The sequence below is a fragment of the Pseudomonas sp. C 49-2 genome (assembly GCF_003970195.1).
Lineage (GTDB): Bacteria > Pseudomonadota > Gammaproteobacteria > Pseudomonadales > Pseudomonadaceae > Aquipseudomonas > Aquipseudomonas canadensis.
Window position 1 is genome coordinate 172,015 of sequence record NZ_RXYG01000003.1, and the last position, 18,630, is coordinate 190,644.

15 protein-coding genes and 1 pseudogene are annotated in these 18,630 nt (G+C 60.9%); 4 read left to right on the forward strand and 12 right to left on the reverse strand.

The window, feature by feature from the left end:
* Nucleotides 1-91 precede the first annotated feature (91 nt).
* Nucleotides 92-301: a cold-shock protein gene (locus EJ576_RS07090; protein ID WP_003219353.1), complete on the forward strand. Its 210-nt coding sequence runs from the start codon at nucleotides 92-94 to the stop codon at nucleotides 299-301.
* Nucleotides 302-438: 137 nt separating this feature from the next.
* On the opposite strand, the gene EJ576_RS07095 is transcribed toward EJ576_RS07090, so the two are convergent.
* From EJ576_RS07095 to EJ576_RS07110, 4 genes are all read right to left on the reverse strand, one after another.
* On the reverse strand, nucleotides 439-816 hold the full coding sequence (locus EJ576_RS07095; protein WP_016975830.1) for a hypothetical protein: 378 nt from the start codon (nucleotides 814-816) through the stop codon (nucleotides 439-441).
* 54 nt (nucleotides 817-870) lie between these two features.
* Nucleotides 871-1,680: a putative RNA methyltransferase gene (locus tag EJ576_RS07100; protein ID WP_028619140.1), complete on the reverse strand. Its 810-nt coding sequence runs from the start codon at nucleotides 1,678-1,680 to the stop codon at nucleotides 871-873.
* Entirely contained in the window at nucleotides 1,680-2,831 is a 1,152-nt protein-coding gene (dapE, locus tag EJ576_RS07105) for a succinyl-diaminopimelate desuccinylase (protein WP_028619141.1), read from the reverse strand. The genes EJ576_RS07100 and dapE overlap by 1 nt, the downstream gene beginning before the upstream one ends.
* Before the next feature lie 246 nt (nucleotides 2,832-3,077).
* Entirely contained in the window at nucleotides 3,078-5,669 is a 2,592-nt protein-coding gene (locus EJ576_RS07110) for a glycosyltransferase (RefSeq protein WP_126569951.1), read from the reverse strand.
* A gap of 217 nt (nucleotides 5,670-5,886) precedes the next feature.
* Between EJ576_RS07110 and tcdA the strand changes: the two genes are divergently transcribed.
* Nucleotides 5,887-6,696: a tRNA cyclic N6-threonylcarbamoyladenosine(37) synthase TcdA gene (gene tcdA / locus EJ576_RS07115; protein ID WP_164393649.1), complete on the forward strand. Its 810-nt coding sequence runs from the start codon at nucleotides 5,887-5,889 to the stop codon at nucleotides 6,694-6,696.
* 116 nt (nucleotides 6,697-6,812) lie between these two features.
* On the opposite strand, the gene EJ576_RS07120 is transcribed toward tcdA, so the two are convergent.
* The 4 genes from EJ576_RS07120 to EJ576_RS07135 form a co-directional block, all read right to left on the reverse strand.
* A complete protein-coding gene (locus tag EJ576_RS07120; RefSeq protein WP_122724633.1) occupies nucleotides 6,813-7,226 on the reverse strand; it encodes a SufE family protein in 414 nt (137 codons plus the stop codon).
* A complete protein-coding gene (locus tag EJ576_RS07125) occupies nucleotides 7,223-8,428 on the reverse strand; it encodes an aminotransferase class V-fold PLP-dependent enzyme (protein WP_126569952.1) in 1,206 nt (401 codons plus the stop codon). Before EJ576_RS07125 ends, EJ576_RS07120 begins: the two co-directional genes overlap by 4 nt.
* A gap of 64 nt (nucleotides 8,429-8,492) precedes the next feature.
* Nucleotides 8,493-9,527 (reverse strand): 2,3,4,5-tetrahydropyridine-2,6-dicarboxylate N-succinyltransferase, encoded by a 1,035-nt coding sequence (dapD, locus tag EJ576_RS07130; protein WP_028619146.1) that lies wholly within the window; start codon nucleotides 9,525-9,527, stop codon nucleotides 8,493-8,495.
* 33 nt (nucleotides 9,528-9,560) lie between these two features.
* Nucleotides 9,561-9,869: an arsenate reductase gene (locus EJ576_RS07135; protein ID WP_236318523.1), complete on the reverse strand. Its 309-nt coding sequence runs from the start codon at nucleotides 9,867-9,869 to the stop codon at nucleotides 9,561-9,563.
* Between the two features lie 255 nt (nucleotides 9,870-10,124).
* Between EJ576_RS07135 and EJ576_RS07140 the strand changes: the two genes are divergently transcribed.
* Complete coding sequence (locus EJ576_RS07140; protein WP_123476543.1) at nucleotides 10,125-11,768, forward strand: Na+/H+ antiporter; 1,644 nt, start codon at nucleotides 10,125-10,127, stop codon at nucleotides 11,766-11,768.
* A gap of 121 nt (nucleotides 11,769-11,889) precedes the next feature.
* Here EJ576_RS07140 and EJ576_RS30175 read toward each other — a convergent pair.
* The 4 genes and pseudogenes from EJ576_RS30175 to map all read right to left on the reverse strand — a co-directional run.
* Nucleotides 11,890-12,480: pseudogene (locus EJ576_RS30175) on the reverse strand (M12 family metallopeptidase); the annotation flags it as partial.
* A gap of 134 nt (nucleotides 12,481-12,614) precedes the next feature.
* Nucleotides 12,615-13,811 carry a succinyldiaminopimelate transaminase gene (dapC, locus tag EJ576_RS07150; protein ID WP_123476539.1) on the reverse strand — a complete coding sequence of 399 codons (1,197 nt, stop codon included), beginning with the start codon at nucleotides 13,809-13,811 and terminating at the stop codon, nucleotides 12,615-12,617.
* 143 nt (nucleotides 13,812-13,954) lie between these two features.
* On the reverse strand, nucleotides 13,955-16,657 hold the full coding sequence (locus EJ576_RS07155; RefSeq protein WP_122724639.1) for a [protein-PII] uridylyltransferase: 2,703 nt from the start codon (nucleotides 16,655-16,657) through the stop codon (nucleotides 13,955-13,957).
* A gap of 64 nt (nucleotides 16,658-16,721) precedes the next feature.
* Nucleotides 16,722-17,504 (reverse strand): type I methionyl aminopeptidase, encoded by a 783-nt coding sequence (map, locus tag EJ576_RS07160; RefSeq protein ID WP_016975842.1) that lies wholly within the window; start codon nucleotides 17,502-17,504, stop codon nucleotides 16,722-16,724.
* Between the two features lie 387 nt (nucleotides 17,505-17,891).
* Here map and rpsB point away from each other — a divergent pair, with 387 nt between their 5' ends.
* Complete coding sequence (gene rpsB / locus EJ576_RS07165) at nucleotides 17,892-18,629, forward strand: 30S ribosomal protein S2 (protein WP_003189158.1); 738 nt, start codon at nucleotides 17,892-17,894, stop codon at nucleotides 18,627-18,629.
* Nucleotide 18,630: the final 1 nt, after the last annotated feature.

The window sequence follows — 18,630 nt, forward strand, 5'->3', positions numbered from 1 at the left end:
AAACTTGAGTTGATCGTTTTTGAGCCTGTCTTATACTCGGCAGTTCAATGCGAGCGACTCAACAATAAAAATGCATGTGGGAGTAAGACAGATGGCAACGCGTGAAACCGGCAATGTGAAGTGGTTCAACGATGCAAAGGGATATGGCTTTATCCAGCGCGAAGACGGCAAGGATGTGTTTGTGCACTACCGTGCCATTCGCGGTGAGGGCCACCGCTCTCTGGCTGAGGGCCAGCAAGTGGAATACGCCGTGGTGACCGGCGAGAAGGGGTTGCAGGCGGAGGATGTGGTCGGTCTATAAAGACCCAGGCTTGGTAACCCAATCAACTGTGGGAGCTGGCTTGCCTGCGATAGCATCACTGTGGTCTTACTGATAGACCGAGGTGTCTGCATCGCGGGCAAGCCAGCGCCCACATTGATTGGGTTTGCAGGTTTAGCTCAGGCGGTTTTCCAGGTGATCTGTTCTTCACCGTCTTCGCTGATGCGAATCCAGGTGTCAGCGCTTTCCTCACCTTCTTCCTCAACCCAAGTCCCCGGCGCGCAACGCACTTCCACGTTCAGCGCAGCAAACGCCGCGCGGGCGCAGGCGATGTCGTCGTCCCATGGGGTCTGGTCGCTTTCCAGGTACAGGCTGTTCCATTTGCCGACGGCTTTGGGCAGCCAAGTGATGGGCACATTGCCGGCTTTGCATTTGTAGGTCTGGCCTTTCTGGACCCAGTCGGAGCACGGGCCCAGGGCGGCGCCCAGCCAGGCGGCGATGGCCTTGTGGTCGACGTCGGCGTCCTTCAGGTAAATCTCGATATCGGGTTGGCGCATGGATGTTCCTCGTTGCGGGATTCGAAAATCCATTCGCGGATACTGGAAAGTCAGTTATTGAAGCACGAAATAGTCGTAGCGCATCGACACAGTGACCACCAGCGGCTCAGCCGCCTCAATCACCTGTGCGCGACGCTCGGCGCTGGCACGCCAGCCGTGTGGGGTCATGGCCAGCAGGTTGGCGCGGTCCTGGGGCTCGGCGAGGCTCAGGGTGAATTCCAGCGTCTCGCTGTGCGCCAGGCTCATGCCATCCGGCACCAGGGCCAGGTGCTTGTCGTCGGTGTACTCGCGCACTTCGTCGTACAGGCGTTCGCGCAGTTCCATCAGGTGACCGCTGGTCGGGCCGACCTTCATTAACCCACCGCCGGGGCTGAGCAGGCGCTTGGCCTCTTCCCAGTCCAATGGGCTGAACACGCTGGCGAGAAACTGGCAGCTGCCTGACGCCAACGGCACACGGGCCATGCTCGCGATCAGCCAGGTCAGCGCTGGGGTGCGCTTGCAGGCACGCTTGACTGCTTCCTTGGAGATATCCAGCGCGTAGCCATCGGCGTGGGGCAGGGCGTCGGCGATCTGCGCGGTGTAGTAACCCTCGCCACAGCCGATGTCGACCCAGCGCGCCGGGGCACGTTCTGCGGCCAGTTCGGCCAGGCGCTTGGCCACTGGGGCGTAGTGCCCGGCGTTGAGGAAGTCGCGGCGCGCCTCCACCATCGCCAAGTTATCGCCCGGGTCGCGGCTGTTCTTGTGCTGCACCGGCAACAGGTTCAAGTAACCCTGGCGTGCGCGGTCGAAACGATGTCCGGCCGGGCACGCCACGCCATTGTCCACCGCGGTGAGCGGGGCGCTGCAAAGAGGGCACGCGAGCATCAGGCGAGCAACTTGATCAGGGTCTGGTAGTAGATTTCGGTCAGCACATCGAGGTCACTGGCGAGGATGCGCTCGTTGACCTGGTGGATTGTCGCGTTGACCGGGCCCAACTCGACCACTTGCGTACCCAACGTGGCGATGAAACGCCCATCAGAAGTACCGCCGCTGGTGGACGCCTGGGTTTCGCGACCGGTGATCGCCTTGATGCTGGCTGAGACCGCATCCAGCAACGCGCCCGGTTCGGTGAGGAACGGCAGGCCCGACAGCGCCCACTCCACGTGCCAGTCCAGCCCGTGTTTGTCGAGGATCGCCGCAACGCGCTGCTGCAGGCCTTCGACGGTGGACTCGGTGGAGAAGCGGAAGTTGAACACTGCCGTCAGGTCACCCGGAATCACGTTGGTCGCGCCGGTACCGGAGTTGAGGTTGGAGATTTGGAAACTGGTGGGCGGGAAGAAGGTGTTGCCGTCGTCCCAGTGCTCAGCGGCTAATTCGGCCAGGGCCGGCGCAGCCAGGTGGATCGGATTCTTCGCCAGGTGCGGGTAGGCCACGTGGCCTTGTACGCCGCGCACGGTCAGGGTGGCGCCGAGGGAACCGCGACGGCCGTTCTTGACCACATCGCCCACCAGCGTAGTGCTCGATGGTTCGCCGACGATGCACCAGTCCAGGCGCTCCTTGCGTGCGGCCAGGCGTTCGATCACGGCTTTGGTGCCATGGTGCGCCGGGCCTTCTTCATCGCTGGTGATCAGGAAGGCCACCGAACCCTTGTGGTCCGGGTAGTCGGCGACAAAACGCTCCGACGCCACCAGCATCGCGGCCAGGCTGCCTTTCATGTCTGCTGCGCCACGCCCGCAAAGCATGCCGTTTTCATCGATCAACGCGTCGAACGGGTCGTTTTGCCAGGCCTGCACCGGGCCGGTCGGCACCACGTCGGTATGACCGGCGAAGCACAGCACCGGGCCTTCGTGCTTGCCATGGGTGGCCCAGAAGTTGTCCACGTCTTCGATGCGCATCGGCTCAAGCGCAAAACCGGCGTCGCCCAGACGCTGCATCATCAGCTTCTGGCAATCGGCATCGATTGGCGTGACCGACGGGCGACGGATCAGGTCGATGGCGAGTTGAAGGGTCGGCGAAAGGTCGGCGTGGGCCGTCATGGGGGAACTCCGGAAAGCATGTAATGGGCGCAGGGCGAATGTGGACTTGAAACGGCGCAGATTCAGTGTGGGAGCTGGCTTGCCTGCGATAGCATCGCCGCGGTGTACCAGCCAGACCGCAGCGCCTGTATCGCAGGCAAGCCAGCTCCCACATTAGAGCAGGGCTGGGCCAAGACTCACAAAACGGCCGTTATCTTATAGCAAAACGGCGGCCAGAGGCCGCCGTTTAGTGCATTGCGCAAGTTTTTACGCCGCTGGCACGGGTTCCGGCGCCGCCGCAGGTTTCGGCAGCGAAGACAGGAACGCCATGATCAGTGCCGCCACATACGGCAGCGACTGCACCAACAACATCACCACCCAGAAGCGGATGTCATTGCTCGGCAGGCCCTGCACCAGGTAAATCCCCAGCGCCGCGCCCCACAACAGCAGCATGATGAACATTTCTTCGCGGGCTTCGGAAATCGCCACCCAGAAGCCGTGGTTATCCGCGTTTTTCGGTGTGCGGAAGAACGGAATGCTGGTGGTGAAGAAGCCATACAACACCGCCTTGGCGATGGTGTGCGACAACGCCAGGCCGGCCAGGGCCGCGCAGAACGCATCCTTCAAGTTCACGCCTACCGCGCGACGGTAGAGGAAGATGATCTTGCCCACCTTGAACACAAACAACGCCAACGGCGGGATCGCGAAAATCAGCAGCGGCGGGTCAACCCGCGTCGGCACGATGATCATCGCCGCCGACCACAACAACGCGCCGACGGTGAAGAAGATGTTCATGCCATCCGCCACCCACGGCAACCAGCCCGCGAGGAAGTGGTAACGCTGGCCACGGGTCAACTCGGTGTCCTTGCCGCGCAAGAGGCTTGCGGTGTGACGCTTGATGATCTGGATCGCGCCGTAAGCCCAGCGGAAACGCTGTTTCTTGAAGTCGATAAAGGTATCCGGCATCAAGCCTTTGCCGTAGCTGTCGTGGTAATACGCCGCCGACAGGCCTTTCTCGAATACGCGTAGGCCCAGTTCGGCGTCTTCGCAGATGCACCAGTCGGCCCAGCCCAGTTCCTCAAGCACCGAGCGTCGGGTCATGGTCATGGTGCCGTGCTGGATAATCGCGTCACGGTCGTTGCGGGTGACCATGCCGATATGGAAGAAGCCCTTGTATTCCGCGTAGCAGAGCTTCTTGAAGGTGCTTTCGTTCTGGTCGCGGTAATCCTGCGGCGACTGCACTACGGCGATTTTCGGGTCGGCGAAGTGCGGGACCATGTGCTTGAGCCAGTTCGGCGATACGCAGTAGTCGGAGTCGATCACCGCGATCACTTCGGCGTCCTTGGCGGTGTGCGGGATCAGGTAGTTCAGCGCACCCCCCTTGAAACCGGCCAGGGGCGCGACATGGAAGAACTTGAAGCGCGGGCCGAGGGTTTCGCAGTAGTCGCGCACCGGCTCCCACACCGCTGGGTCCTTGGTGTTGTTGTCGATGATCAGGACTTCGTAGTCCGGGTAATCGAGGGCGGCCAGGGCGTCGAGGGTCTGTTTGACCATCTCCGGCGGCTCGTTGTAGCACGGCACGTGGATCGACACTTTCGGGCGGTAGTCCGAATCCCCCTCGACCGGCAGGAATTCACGCCGACGCTTGTGGGTCCACACCGCTTCCGCCAGTTCGTGGGCTTCGGTCAGCAACACGATAAACACGCCCAGGGCGCCGAGGGCGAGAAGGATGCCCACGGTGACACTGAACCAGGTGCTGTATTGCTGGCTGTAGTCATAGCCGATCCATACCAGCACCGAACCGCAGAGGAACGCGATAAAGGTCAGGAAGGTACGACCACGCTGGCGCAGGGCCGAGCCGTCGATCATCAGCAGGGTCAGGGACAGCAGCGCGAGCACCACCGAACCGATGGCCAGCACGCGCCATTGCGGGATCGCGACCACCGGCCCTTCAAAGTTGAATTTCTGCTGGCGTGCGGCGTTGTACACACCCCAGTAAGCGCCCGCCGAGCCTTCGTCGCTGACTTTCCACGGCTGATCGAAGGCCTCGATCACGAAGTAGTTGAAGCCCTGGCGATTCAGCTTGTTCACCAGCGTCCGCAAATAGATCGCCTGGTCGGCCGGGGAGGTTTCATTGCCCCCGCGCATGCGGCCGTTGCTCGGCCAGCCCACTTCCGACAGCAACAGCGGTTTTTTCGGGAACAGTTTCTTCAGGTCGCGGGCGCGGTCGAGTACGTACTGGCCGGCCTTGTCCATCGGGATGTATTCCCAGAACGGCAGGATGTGCGCGGCGATCAGGTCGACGTGCTTGGCCAACTGCGGGTTCTTTTCCCAGATATGCCATTGCTCGGACGTGGTCACCGGTACTTTCACGGCGGCGCGCACCCGGTCCAGCAGCACGATCAGCGCTTCAGGGGTGATTTCTTCACGGAACAGCGCTTCGTTACCGACCACGACCCGCACGACACTGCGCGAGCTGTTGGCTATTTCGATGGCGCGCTGGATTTCTCGCTCGTTGCGCTCAAGGTCCGGGCTGATCCAGATCCCCAGGGTCACACGCAGGCCGAACTCTTCCGCCAGCTTGGGGATATCCCCCAGGGTGCCGTCGACCGAGTAGGTACGGATGTTGTCCGTCAGCTTGCTCATGATCTCGAGGTCGCGACGCATCTGGTCGTCGGTCGGGTACTGGTCTTTCTGCGGGTACTGGCCTTGCTGGAACGGCGAGTAGGAAAAACCGGAGATCTGTTCAGGCCAGTTGGGGGTGGTGACGGGGCGGTTGATCAGCGCCCAGAAACCGGTGAACAGCGCGGCGATTGCCAGCACGATCACCAGGTTGAGTCCAAATTTACGCGATGCCATGGCTATTTCGGGTTCCAAAGGGTGTGGAACGAAAAGAGGTGTCGGCCTACGCCGAACGGCGCGCATCCTACACCGGCCCTTCCCTGACCGTACAGCAAGCAGAGAAAAACCGGACATTAGTCCGCGAAAGACCATCTAAGTTCTTTACTTGTAGCTTGTCGCTTCGAACTTGTCGCTGCGTAGTCCATAATGCGCGCCGGTTTTTGGGGTAATGGTCATGAGTACAGAAGATCCGCGGTTTGCAGGCGTCGCCCGCTTGTATGGCATTGAAGGCCTGGAACGCTTGAAAGCGGCCCATGTGGCGATCGTCGGCGTCGGCGGCGTGGGCTCCTGGGCGGCGGAAGCCGTGGCCCGTTGCGGGGTGGGCGAGATTTCGCTGTTTGACCTGGACGATGTCTGCGTCAGCAACAGCAACCGCCAGTTGCACGCGCTGGACAGCACCGTGGGCAAGCCCAAGGTCGAGGTGATGGCTGAGCGCCTGCGCGGCATCAACCCGGATTGCACGGTGCATGCGGTGGCGGACTTCGTGACCCGCGACACCATGGCCGAATACATCACGCCGGACATCGACTGTGTGATTGACTGCATCGACGCGGTGAATGCCAAGGCCGCGCTGATTGCCTGGTGCAAGCGCCGCAAGATCCAGATCATCACCACCGGCGGCGCTGGTGGGCAGATTGACCCGACGTTGATCCAAGTCTGCGACTTGAACCGCACCTTCAATGACCCGTTGGCGTCGAAAGTGCGCTCGACCCTGCGCCGCGACTACAACTTCTCCCGCACCGTGACCCGTCATTACAGCGTGCCGTGTGTGTTTTCCACCGAACAGCTGCGCTATCCCAAGCCGGACGGCAGCATTTGTTTGCAGAAGAGTTTTGTCGGGGATGGCGTGAAGCTGGACTGCGCGGGCGGCTTTGGTGCGGTGATGATGGTGACGGCCACCTTTGGCATGGTCGCGGCGACCAAGGCGGTGGACAAGATTGTGGCCGGGGTGCGCAGGCCTTCCGAGCGGGTCAAACCCGCCTAGATCTCACTGCTGAACATAGATCCAAATGTGGGAGCGGGCTTGCTCGCGAATGCGGTGATTCAGTCAATGATGTATCTACTGACACTGCGCTTTCGCGAGCAAGCCCGCTCCCACATTTAGTTTTGTGTAAGGCTTAATGCCCGCATACGCTGCAGCACAGCGTTCAGGCCATTGCTGCGCGACGGTGACAGTTGGCGGGAAAGCCCCAGTTGCGCGAACCAATCCGGCAAGTCCACCGCCTGCAACTCAGCCGTCGACAACCCATTGACCCGCGCCAGCAGTAACGCCACCAACCCTCGAATCATCCGTGCATCGCTGCTCGCAACAAACTGCCAGTGGCCATCCTCCAAACGCCCCACCAGCCACACCAGGCTTTCACAGCCCTGCACCAGGTTGGCGTCGACCTTGTCCTCATCCGCCAATGGCGGCAGACGCTCGCCCCATTGCATCAGCATCCGCGCGCGCTGCTCCCAACTGCCGACGGCCTGGAAGGCGTCAAGCGCGGCAACGGCCTCTACCGGCAAGCTCATCGCAGCATATCCAGGGACTGGTCCAGCGCTTCGAAGAAGCGTTCCAGGTCATCGGAATCGTTATACAGCGCCAGGGACACGCGAATGGCTCCCGACAGGTGCATCGCCTTGAGCAGGGGCATCGCGCAGTGATGGCCGGCGCGCACGGCAATACCTTGCTCGGTGAGCAAGTGCGCAAGGTCGGCGTTATGCACGCCCTCCACGACAAAACTCACCAGAGCGACCTGCGGTGATCCGAGTACGCGCACGCCATTGCGCGCGTTGAGTCCGCGCAACAAGTAGTCATGCAGCGCCGCTTCGTGGGCAACGACGGCCTGCTGGTCCAGCGAACTCAGGTAATCCAGGCTGGCGCCCAGGCCAATCACGCTGGCAATCGGCGGTGTACCGGCCTCAAAACCCAGCGGCGCAGGGCGGAAGCTGGCGCTGTGGTAGTCGGCCTGCTGCACCATCTCGCCGCCAAACTGCCAGTGGCGCAGGTGGTGCAGGGCTTCGTTGCGACCAAGCAGCACGCCAACGCCATCCGGGCCATACAGCTTGTGGCTGGAAAACACATAGAAGTCGCAACCCAGGGCCTGCACGTCGTGACGACCATGGACGATACCCTGGGCGCCGTCGATCACGGTCAACGCGCCGTGTGGCTGAGCGAGTGCCAGCAAGGCTTCCAGCGGCTGCCAGGCGCCGAGCACGTTGGACAGCTGGCTCACTGCCAATAACCGTGTACGCGGACCGATCAGCTCGGCAGCGGCAGCCAGGTCGATCACGCCGTCATCGCCCAGTGGCAGTACCACCAGGTTCAGTGCGCGGCGCTTGGCCAATTGCTGCCAGGGCAGCAGGTTGGCGTGGTGTTCCAGGGCGCTGATGACAATCTCATCGCCCGCATTGAATAAGTGCTCAAGGCCATAGGCCAGGAGGTTCAGCGCTGAAGTTGCGCCGTGGGTGAACACGATCTGCCCGCTGTCGCCTGCATTCAACCACTGCGCGACCTTGCTGCGGCTGTCTTCAAACGCCTGGGTCGCATGGGCGCCTGGCAAATGCTGGGCCCGGTGCACATTGGCTGCGCCGTTGGCGTAGTAATGGCTGATGGCATCCAACAAAGCCTGGGGTTTTTGCGTGGTGGCGGCGTTGTCCAGGTAGGTCTGGTCTTGCCGTTGCAGGGTGGCGATGGCCGGAAAGTCGGCGCGCCAGGGGGAGGGCACTAGCATGGTGTTCAAGACTCGTATAAGCGAGCCCCAGGGTCGGGGCCCGCTAGTGGCATCGAGTGGCTGCTTAGTTGTGAGCGTGCAGCGCTTCGTTCAGTTCGATGGCCGATTTGTGGGTTTTGCACTCCACGGCACCGGTCTCGGAGTTACGGCGGAACAGCAGGTCCGGCTGGCCGGCCAGCTCACGCGCCTTGACCACCTTGACCAACTGGTTCTGCTCGTCCAGCAACGCAACCTTGGTGCCGGCGGTGACGTACAGTCCCGACTCCACAGTGTTGCGGTCGCCCAACGGGATACCGATACCGGCGTTGGCGCCGATCAGGCAGCCTTCGCCGACCTTGATCACGATGTTGCCGCCGCCCGACAGGGTGCCCATGGTGGAGCAACCGCCGCCCAGGTCCGAGCCCTTGCCGACGAATACGCCCGCCGATACACGGCCTTCGATCATGCCCGGGCCTTCGGTGCCGGCGTTGAAGTTGACGAAGCCTTCGTGCATCACAGTGGTGCCTTCGCCCACGTAGGCGCCCAGGCGGATGCGTGCTGCGTCAGCGATACGCACGCCGCTCGGCACCACGTAGTCGGTCATTTTCGGGAACTTGTCCACCGAGAACACTTCCAGCAGCTCGCCACGCAGGCGGGCTTCCAGTTGGCGCTCGGCCAGTTCGTTGATGTCGATCGCGCCCTGGCTGGTCCAGGCCACGTTTGGCAGTTGCGGGAACACACCGGCCAGGCTCAGGCCGTGGGGCTTGACCAGGCGGTGGGACAGCAGGTGCAGCTTGAGGTAGGCCTCAGGCGTAGAGGTCAGTGCGGCGTCTTCGGCCAGCAGGGTGGCGACCAGCGGTGTGTGGCTTTCGGCCAGGCGGTTGAGCAGCGCGGCTTGGGTGGCGTCGACATTCTTGAGCGCATCAGCCAGTTGCAGCGCTTGGCTGATGGTGAAGGTGATCGCCTGGTTGCCTTCGGTGTAGCCGAGGATCGGCGCGATGGCGTTGATGATTTCTGCCGACGGGTTGAGCAGCGGTTGTGCGTAAAACACTTCCAGCCAAGCACCTTGGCGGTTCTGAGTGCCGACGCCGAAGCCCAGGCTGAACAGGGAATTGGACATGCTGTTACCTCTACAAAAATGGAAAGGGCTGGCCTACTTGAGGGCCGCCGAATAACTATCTGGCTTGAAGCCAATCAGGGTTCTGTCACCGAGATCCAGCACCGGGCGCTTGATCATCGAAGGTTGTGCGAGCATCAATTCAATGGCTTTCGACTGATCGAGATCGGCTTTGCGTTCGTCTTCGAGTTTGCGAAAGGTGGTGCCCGCACGGTTCAAAACCACCTGCCAACCGTGCTCGTCGCACCATTGGGTCAAGTGTTCGCGGTCGATACCGGCCGTTTTGTAGTCGTGAAACTCATAGTTGACGCCGTGCTCATCGAGCCAGGTGCGCGCCTTTTTCATGGTGTCGCAGGCTTTGATGCCGAAAAGGTGCAACGTTTTGCTTGAAGCGGTCAAGGAATTGCCCCCCTTTGGACCAAGTAGAAACGAAAGGTCACGGATTATGCCACGACCAGCGCGTTTGGGTGCCGCTCGTCAGCGCTGTGCGACTTTTGTGCAAAAGCCAGCGAATAACATAGCCGGGTAATATGGCACTTCAACGGCCAGTTGTTGCCTGATGTGTGTCGTTGCAAGTCGATTGTCCGGGAAAACCGCGTTATGCAAACCGCCTACACCGTTCTTATCCTGCTGATGCTGGTCAGCGTTTCGCGTCTGGTCGGGCGTGTCATTCCTCTGCCGTTGCCCTTGGTACAGATTGCCGCCGGTGCCTTGCTGGCCTGGCCGACGCTGGGGCTGCATGTGGCGCTGGACCCGGAGTTGTTCCTGTTTCTGTTCTTGCCGCCGTTGCTGTTCTCCGATGGCTGGCGTATGCCCAAGCGAGAGTTGTGGCGCCTGCGCGGGCCGATCCTGACACTGGCCGTGGGCTTGGTGCTGTTTACCGTGGTGGGCGCCGGTTACTTCATCCATTGGATTTTGCCGACGATCCCGCTGCCGGTGGCCTTCGCCCTGGCGGCCGTGTTGTCGCCGACGGATGCCGTGGCGGTGTCGGCCATTTCCCAGAATCGCTTGCCCACGCCGCTGATGCACATGCTCCAGGGCGAGGCCTTGATGAATGATGCCTCGGGCCTGGTGACCTTCAAGTTCGCCCTGGCGGCGGCGTTGACCGGGGTGTTTTCCCTGGCGGATGCCAGCCTCACCTTCGTCTTGGTGGCTGTCGGTGGTCTGGCGGTCGGCGTGGCCCTGAGTTGGCTGGTCGGCCGGTTGCGCGCGTGGATGATCGCTCGGGGCTGGGACGACCCGGCAACTCACGTGGTGTTCATGTTGCTGCTGCCGTTTGCGGCCTATGTGCTGGCCGAACGGCTGGGGGCTTCGGGCATTTTGTCGGCGGTGGCGGCGGGCATGATGCAGAGCTGGCTCGACCTGCTGCCGCGCCAGACCAGCACGCGGCTGCTCAATCGCAGCGTGTGGTCGTTGCTGGAGTTCGCCTTCAATGGGTTGATCTTCCTACTGCTGGGCCTGCAACTGCCGGACATCATCAAGGCGGTGGTCAGCCATGAGCCGACTCTGTGGCCGACCCTGTTTTATCGCTGCCTGGATGTGGTCGCGATCTTCCTGGTGCTGGTGGTGCTGCGCTTTATCTGGGTGCAGAGCATCTGGCGGCTGTCGGGATTGTTGCGCAGGCTACGTGGGAAAAGCGAACTGACGCTGGTACCGACCGCCCGGTCCTGCTGGCTGTTGACGGTCGGTGGGGTGCGCGGTGCGGTGACGCTGGCGGGTGTGATGTCGGTGCCGTTGCTGCTGGCGCCAGGCCAGGATTTTCCCGAACGTGACTTGCTGATCTTCATCGCGGCGGGCGTGATTCTGTTGTCGCTGATTGCCGCCTGTATCGCCTTGCCGCTGTTGTTGCGCGGTATCGAAAAGAGTCCCGACGAAAAGCGCCACAACGAGGTGCGCGAAGCCTGGAAGAAAACCGCCGTGGCCGCGATCCATGCTCTGGAAACCGAAGAGCCCGGTGAGGCCGGGACCCAGGATGCCGCCCAGTCGGCATTGGCCGCTGAGCTCAAGGCACGATTGATGTCGGAATATCGCCATCAATTGGAGGTGTTCAACGACTCGACCGAAGCCCAAATGCTGGCGCAGCAGTTGGACCAGTTGGAGCGCAAGCTTCGGCTCAAAGCCCTGCGTGCGCAACGCCTTGAGTTGTACAGTCTGAGTCGGCATCACGAAATCGCGGACGATGTATTGCGGGAGGTATTGGCGGAGCTTGATATGAGTGAGGCGAACCTGGGATTGAAAAAGTAGCGTTTTCGCCCTTATTGGGTCTGGGGTAGGTTTTTTTTGCCCAGGCAATGTCCCCCGCACTGAGTGTCGAGCCTCTTGAGTGAAACTCGTTGCTAGTGGTCAAGGCGGGGTTGATGGAGTAATGCATGATCGAGTCTGGATCGTAGGGCAAAAAATCGTAGGACCCGCTGCGCGGTAGCGGTAGAAAGTTGGTTTGCTGATAGGTTTGTGGGTAGTTCATGTCAAGAACTGACTGATTCCATTGGATATTGGCATCGGGATGTTGATGCGCGTGGTGTGCGCCCAGCATGTGCCCGAACTCATGCAGCACGGTTTGGTTGAATGACGGCAACGTATGATCTATCGGCAGGCTCATCGTTGGGGCTCCATACAAAGCACGTTGAGCGTCGTTACCTATCCGTGAGGAGCCGCCCGTGTCGCCTACTATGTTCTGCGTAATTCTAACGTCGCCCTCGTCGCCCGATACGAACTCGAATGTGAGGTTGATATGGGTTGACCACTCGCTGGCGGCGTTTTTGACTGCCAGCACATAGGGGTCATCCATCGGGTAATCGTACATCGCGATCTTGATGGTGCTGTTTTGCGGCCAGTATTTAGCGGGTTCACCCACATTGCGTCGACGTCTGGAAAGGCGTTCGGGTTGATCGACGCCGTCGTTCGAGCGATCAGTGGGGGGAGGGGAGCAGGGGGTAAAAACGGTGGCTGAGATCATGGCGTTTTCCCGTTGGAGTCAGTGACGAAACTGTCATTTGATTCGTCCTGAACGTAGGGAAAGTTCCAGCATTGAGTGTAGGCGATTGTTACCTTGGCCCGTGATATCTGTCAGATACCACGGGCTTTAGCGTTTTAGCGGCGGCTAATGAACGCCCGGATCCGCTCAGCCGCTTCCACACACTCCGCCAACGGCGCAACCAACGCCATGCGCACACGGCCGGCGCCAGGGTTGAAGCCATCCACCTCCCGCGACAGGTACGAGCCCGGCACGACGGTCACATGTTCTTCCACGAACAGGTCGCGGCAGAACGCAGCGTCGTCGCCATTCACATTCGGCCACAAATAGAAGCCGCCATCTGGGCTCTCTACGTCCAGTACCGGCTTGAGAATCGCCAGTACTGCGTCGAATTTCTCGCGATACAAGTCACGATTGGCCAGCACGTGGGCTTCGTCCTGCCAGGCCGCAATGCTGGCCAGTTGTGTTTGTACCGGCATCGCGCAGCCATGGTAGGTGCGGTACAGCAGGAAGGCCTTGAGGATGTCCGCGTCGCCGGCCACAAAACCAGAACGCAGGCCCGGCAGGTTGGAGCGCTTGGACAGGCTGTGGAACACCACGCAGCGCTTGAAGTCCTGGCGGCCCAGGTCGACGCACGCGCTCAACAGGCCAGGCGGCGGGGTGTGTTCGTCGAAGTACAGTTCGCTGTAGCACTCGTCGGCGGCGATGACGAAGTCGTATTCGTCGGCCAGGGCGATGAGTTTTTTCAGGGTGTCGACCGGGATCAGCGCGCCGGTTGGGTTGCCGGGCGAGCACAGGAACAGGATCTGGCAGCGCTTCCAGATGTCCGGCGTCACGGCGTCGAAGTCCGGGTTGAAGCCATTGGCGTCCAGGCATGGCAGATAGTGCGGCTTGGCCCCGGCCAGGAACGCGGCGCCTTCGTAGATCTGGTAGAACGGGTTCGGGCTGACCACCAGTGCGTCGTCGCCACGGTTGACTACGGTCTGGGTGAAGGCGAACAGCGCTTCACGGGTGCCGTTGACCGGCAAGATGTTGCGCGCCGGGTCGAGCCAGCCCTTGGGCACGTTGAAGCGACGCTCGCACCAGGCACCGATGGCTTCGCGCAGGGCCGGAATGCCCAGGGTGGTCGGGTACACGGCCATTTGGTCGAGGTTGTTGCTCAATGCTTCAGCCACGAAGGTAGGCGATTTATGTTTCGGTTCGCCGATGGACAGCGCGATCGGGCGCTTGTCCGGGTTAGGCGTGACGCTGCCCAGCAGGGCGCGCAGTTTCTCGAACGGGTAGGGCTGGAGCTGGTTCAGGGCGTTGTTCATGTAAGCCTCAGTCACGGTGTACACAGACCCTGTGGGAGCTGGCTTGCCTGCGATGGCATCGCCGCGGTGTACCTGCCGGGCCGTGGTGCCCGCATCGCAGGCAAGCCAGCTCCCACAGGGGTTGTGTTTACACAGTTAAATAATCAAATGGTCAGGCGCGTGAGTTCGACGCCGGGTTCCTGGGTCACGCTTAGCTGCTGGACGATGGCTTCCTGCAGGCGCAGGCACAGTTCCGGGTCGGACAACGGTTGGTTGTAGGCATCGGTAATGAAGAACACGTCTTCCACGCGTTCGCCGAGGGTCGCAATCTTGGCGTTCTGCAATGACAGGTCGAACTCCAGGAAAATCCCGCCGATGCGTGCCAGCAGGCCCGGACGATCCGGAGCACTGAGTTCCAGCACCGTCACCGGGCGCTGGGCGTCATTGGAAATGGTCACCTGTGGCGCAAACGCAAAGTGCTTGAGTTGGCGCGGTACCCGACGCTGGATGATGGTCGGGTAGTCGTCAGGGTTGCGCAGGGCCTCGGTCAGGCCTTCGCGGATCTTTTTCACCCGTGCCGGGTTGTCGCCAATCGAGTCGCCATCGGTGTCGAGCACGATATAGGTGTCGAGGGTGAACTGGCTGCTGGAGGTGATGACGCGGGCGTCATGGATGTTCAGGTTGAGCTGGTCCATGGCCGCCACGGTCACGGCGAAGAAGTCGTGCTGGTCCGGCGCGTAGATGAAGATCTGCGTGCCGCCTTCGAATTCGCGCTGGGTGGTTTCCTTGATCAGCACCAGCGGGCCGCCATCGGCGGGCTGTTGCAGGATTGCGTCAGTGTGCCAGGCGACATCGCCGGCGGTGTGGCGCAGGAAGTAATCGTCACCCAACTGCGACCACAACTGTTCCACGTCGTCCGGATCGTTGCCACCGCGCACCAGAATGTCCAAGGCCGCGCTTTGGGTGCGGCGGATCTGCTCTTCGCGGTCCACCGGGTTCTCCAGGCCGCGGCGCAAGGCGCGCTTGGTCTCGGTGTAGAGCTGGCGCAACAGGCTGGCGCGCCAGGAGTTCCACAGTGTCGGGTTGGTAGCGTTGATGTCGGAGACGGTCAGCACGTACAGATAGTCGAGGCGGGTTTCATCGCTGACGATCTGCGCAAAGTCGTGGATCACCTGCGGGTCGGACAAGTCCTTGCGCTGGGCGGTGGTCGACATCACCAGATGGTTCTGCACCAGCCAGACGATCAGGCGGCTGTCCCAAACGGGCAACTGATGACGCTGGCAGAAGGCTTCGGCGTCAACCGCACCCACCTCGGAGTGGTCGCCATGCCGGCCCTTGCCGATGTCGTGGTACAGGCCGGCCAGGTAGATGAGCTCGGGCTTGGGCAGTTTGGCCATGAGTTTGCTGGCCAGCGGGAATTTCTCTGACACTTGCGTGTACTGAAGCTTACGCAGGTGCTTGATCAGGTTCAGGGTGTGCGCGTCCACGGTATAGATGTGGAACAGGTCGTGTTGCATCTGACCGACGATAAAGCCGAACTCCGGCAGATAGCGCCCGAGGATGCCGTAACGGTTCATGCGCCGCAGGTTGCGGTGGATGCCGATCTTGCACTTGAACAGCTCGATGAACAGGCTGGTGTTGCGGATATCGTTGCGGAAATCGTCGTCGATCAGGTGACGGTTCTCCCGCAGCAGGCGGATGGTGTCGGCGCGCACGCCTTTGATTTCCGGCTGCTGGGCCATCAGCACGAAGATTTCCAGCATGGCGAACGGCGTGCGGCGGAACACGTTGTCGTTGCGCGCCTCGATATAGCCGTCATGCAACTGGAAGCGCGCGTTGATCGGCTGCGGCGGCGCTTCGTCTTCGGGGGCCAGGATCACCTCTTCGAAATGCTGGATGATCAGGTCGCTGAGCTGGGCAATGCTCATGACCACCCGGTAGTACTGCTGCATGAAGCTTTCGATGCTGGTCTTCGCGTCCTCGCCTTCAAAACCCAGCAGGGTGGCGATGGAGCGTTGGTGGTCGAACAACAGGCGGTCTTCGGAGCGCCCGGCGAGCATGTGCAGGGCGTAGCGCACTTTCCACAGGAATTCCTGGGACGAGGCCAGCAAGGCGTTTTCGCTCTCCACCAGGAAACCCTCGCCGGCCAGGGCGCGCAGGTTCAGGGTGCCGTACTGGCGACGGGCAACCCACAAAATCGTCTGGATGTCGCGCAGCCCGCCGGGCGAGCCTTTGACGTTGGGTTCCAGGTTGTATTCGGTGTCGTTGTACTTGTGGTGCCGGGCCTTTTGCTCGGCACGCTTGGCCAGGAAGAAGTCCTTGCTCGGCCACATGTGCGCGGTGCTGGTGACTTCGAGCATGCGCTGGCGCAGGCGCTCGGGGCCAGCGATGGTGCGGCTTTCCATCAGGTTGGTGATGACGGTGAGGTCGGCGCGGGCCTCTTCGGCGCATTCGTCGACCGAGCGCACGCTTTGGCCGACTTCCAGGCCGATGTCCCACAGCAGCGTCAGAAAACGCTCGATGGAATCGCGAAAGATCTCATGATCTGCACTGTCCAGCAGGATCAGCAGGTCGATGTCGGAATAGGGGTGCAACTCGCCACGCCCGTAGCCGCCGACCGCCACCAGGGCAATGTCGGCGTCTTCGCTCCAACTGAACTGTTCCCAGGCCTTTTGCAGGATGTTATCGACGAACCAGGCGCGGTCCTCGATCAGCCGGCGGATGTCCCGGCCACTGCGAAAGCGCTCGTCGAGCACCTCACGGGCCTGGCGGATAGCCTTCTTGAACGCGGCAATTGGGCTCGCTTTCAGGGCCAGTTCGGCCTGGAACTGGCCACGGTCGAAGAGTTCGGGATCCACCTGGGGCATCGATCGGCTTTCCTTTCTATCTAACAGTCAGTCACAACACAGTGGGGGAAAACCTGGGTGATCCTTACGCGGAAACGCGGGGGATCGTGTCGTCCGCACGCAGGGTGAAGATCTCGTAGCCGGTTTCGGTGACCAGCAGGGTGTGCTCCCACTGGGCCGAGAGCTTGCGATCCTTGGTGATAGCGGTCCAGCCGTCGCCCAGCACCTTGGTGTCGGCCTTGCCCTGGTTGATCATCGGCTCGATGGTGAAGGTCATGCCCGCCTTGAGTTCCATGCCGGTGCCTGCGCGGCCGTAGTGCAGGATCTGCGGCTCTTCGTGGAATACGGTACCGATACCGTGGCCGCAGAATTCGCGCACCACCGAGAAACCATTCTTTTCAGCGTGCTTCTGGATCACTTCACCGATGTCGCCCAGGCGGCAGCCGGGTTTCACGATCTCGATGGCCTTGTACATGCATTCCTGGGTGACTTGGGACAGGCGCTCGGCCCAGACCGGCACATTGCCGACGTGGAACATGCGGCTGGTGTCGCCGAAGTAGCGGTCCTTGATCACGGTAACGTCGATGTTCAGGGTGTCGCCGTCCTTCAACGGTTTGTCACCTGGAATCCCGTGGCAGACCACGTGGTTGACCGAAGTGCAGATCGACTTGGGGAAGCCTTTGTAGTTCAGCGGGGCAGGGATGGCACCTTGCACATTGACTATATAGTCGTGGCAGATCTGGTTCAGGGTTTCGGTGGTGACGCCGGGCTTGACGTGTTCGGCAATCATTTCCAGCACGTCGGCAGCCAGTTTGCCGGCGATGCGCATGCCAGCGATGTCTTCGGCGGTTTTCAAGCTAACGGTCATACAGGCTCTCTCTAGCGCGATGCGCTGAAATCAATACGGTTTACGGGCGTGCGACAAAAGGTTGCAAGATTCGCACAAGCCACAGAAAACGCGATTCTAACAGACGATGGCCTCAAATCATGAGCCTCTGATGATCGCTTCTCTCTATAAGGTAGGGCTATATCAGGTCTATTCAAGGGGTTACACGAAAGCGCGCTGCGGCAAGTGTGATTGCGTATTCCGTTTTTGCCGATGCTGTGGTATAAAATGCGCCGCTTTCCGGGGATGCCCCGCAGAGCTTAAATCCACACACGTGTCGACACGATGACCTGGGTGCCGGAGGCCTTGATGCCGCTGGTTGGTCATTGGGATACGTGGAGGCCAAACCCGACTTATTAAGGAACTATCATGTCCCAAGTCAATATGCGCGATATGCTGAAGGCCGGTGTGCACTTCGGTCACCAGACCCGTTACTGGAACCCGAAAATGGGTAAATACATTTTCGGCGCGCGTAACAAGATCCACATCATCAACCTTGAAAAAACCCTGCCAATGTTCAACGAAGCTCTGACTTTCGTAGAGCGCCTGGCCCAGGGCAAAAACAAGATTCTGTTCGTCGGCACCAAGCGTTCCGCTGGCAAGATCGTTGCTGAAGAAGCAGCACGTTGCGGTTCGCCGTACGTCGATCATCGCTGGTTGGGCGGCATGCTGACCAACTTCAAAACCATCCGTGCTTCCATCAAGCGTCTGCGTGACCTTGAAGTACAAGCCGAAGACGGTACTTTCGCCAAGCTGACCAAGAAAGAAGCGCTGATGCGCTCCCGTGACCTGGAAAAGCTCGATCGTTCCCTGGGTGGTATCAAGGACATGGGCGGTCTGCCTGACGCACTGTTCGTTATCGACGTTGATCACGAGCGCATCGCGATCACCGAAGCCAACAAGCTGGGCATCCCGGTTATCGGCGTAGTCGATACCAACAGCAGCCCGGAAGGCGTTGACTACATCATCCCAGGCAACGATGACGCAATCCGCGCTATCCAGCTGTACATGGGTTCGATGGCTGACGCTGTAATCCGTGGTCGCAACCACGTTGCTGGTGGTACCGAGCAGTTCGTTGAAGAAGCTCCGGTAGCTGCCGCTGAGTAAT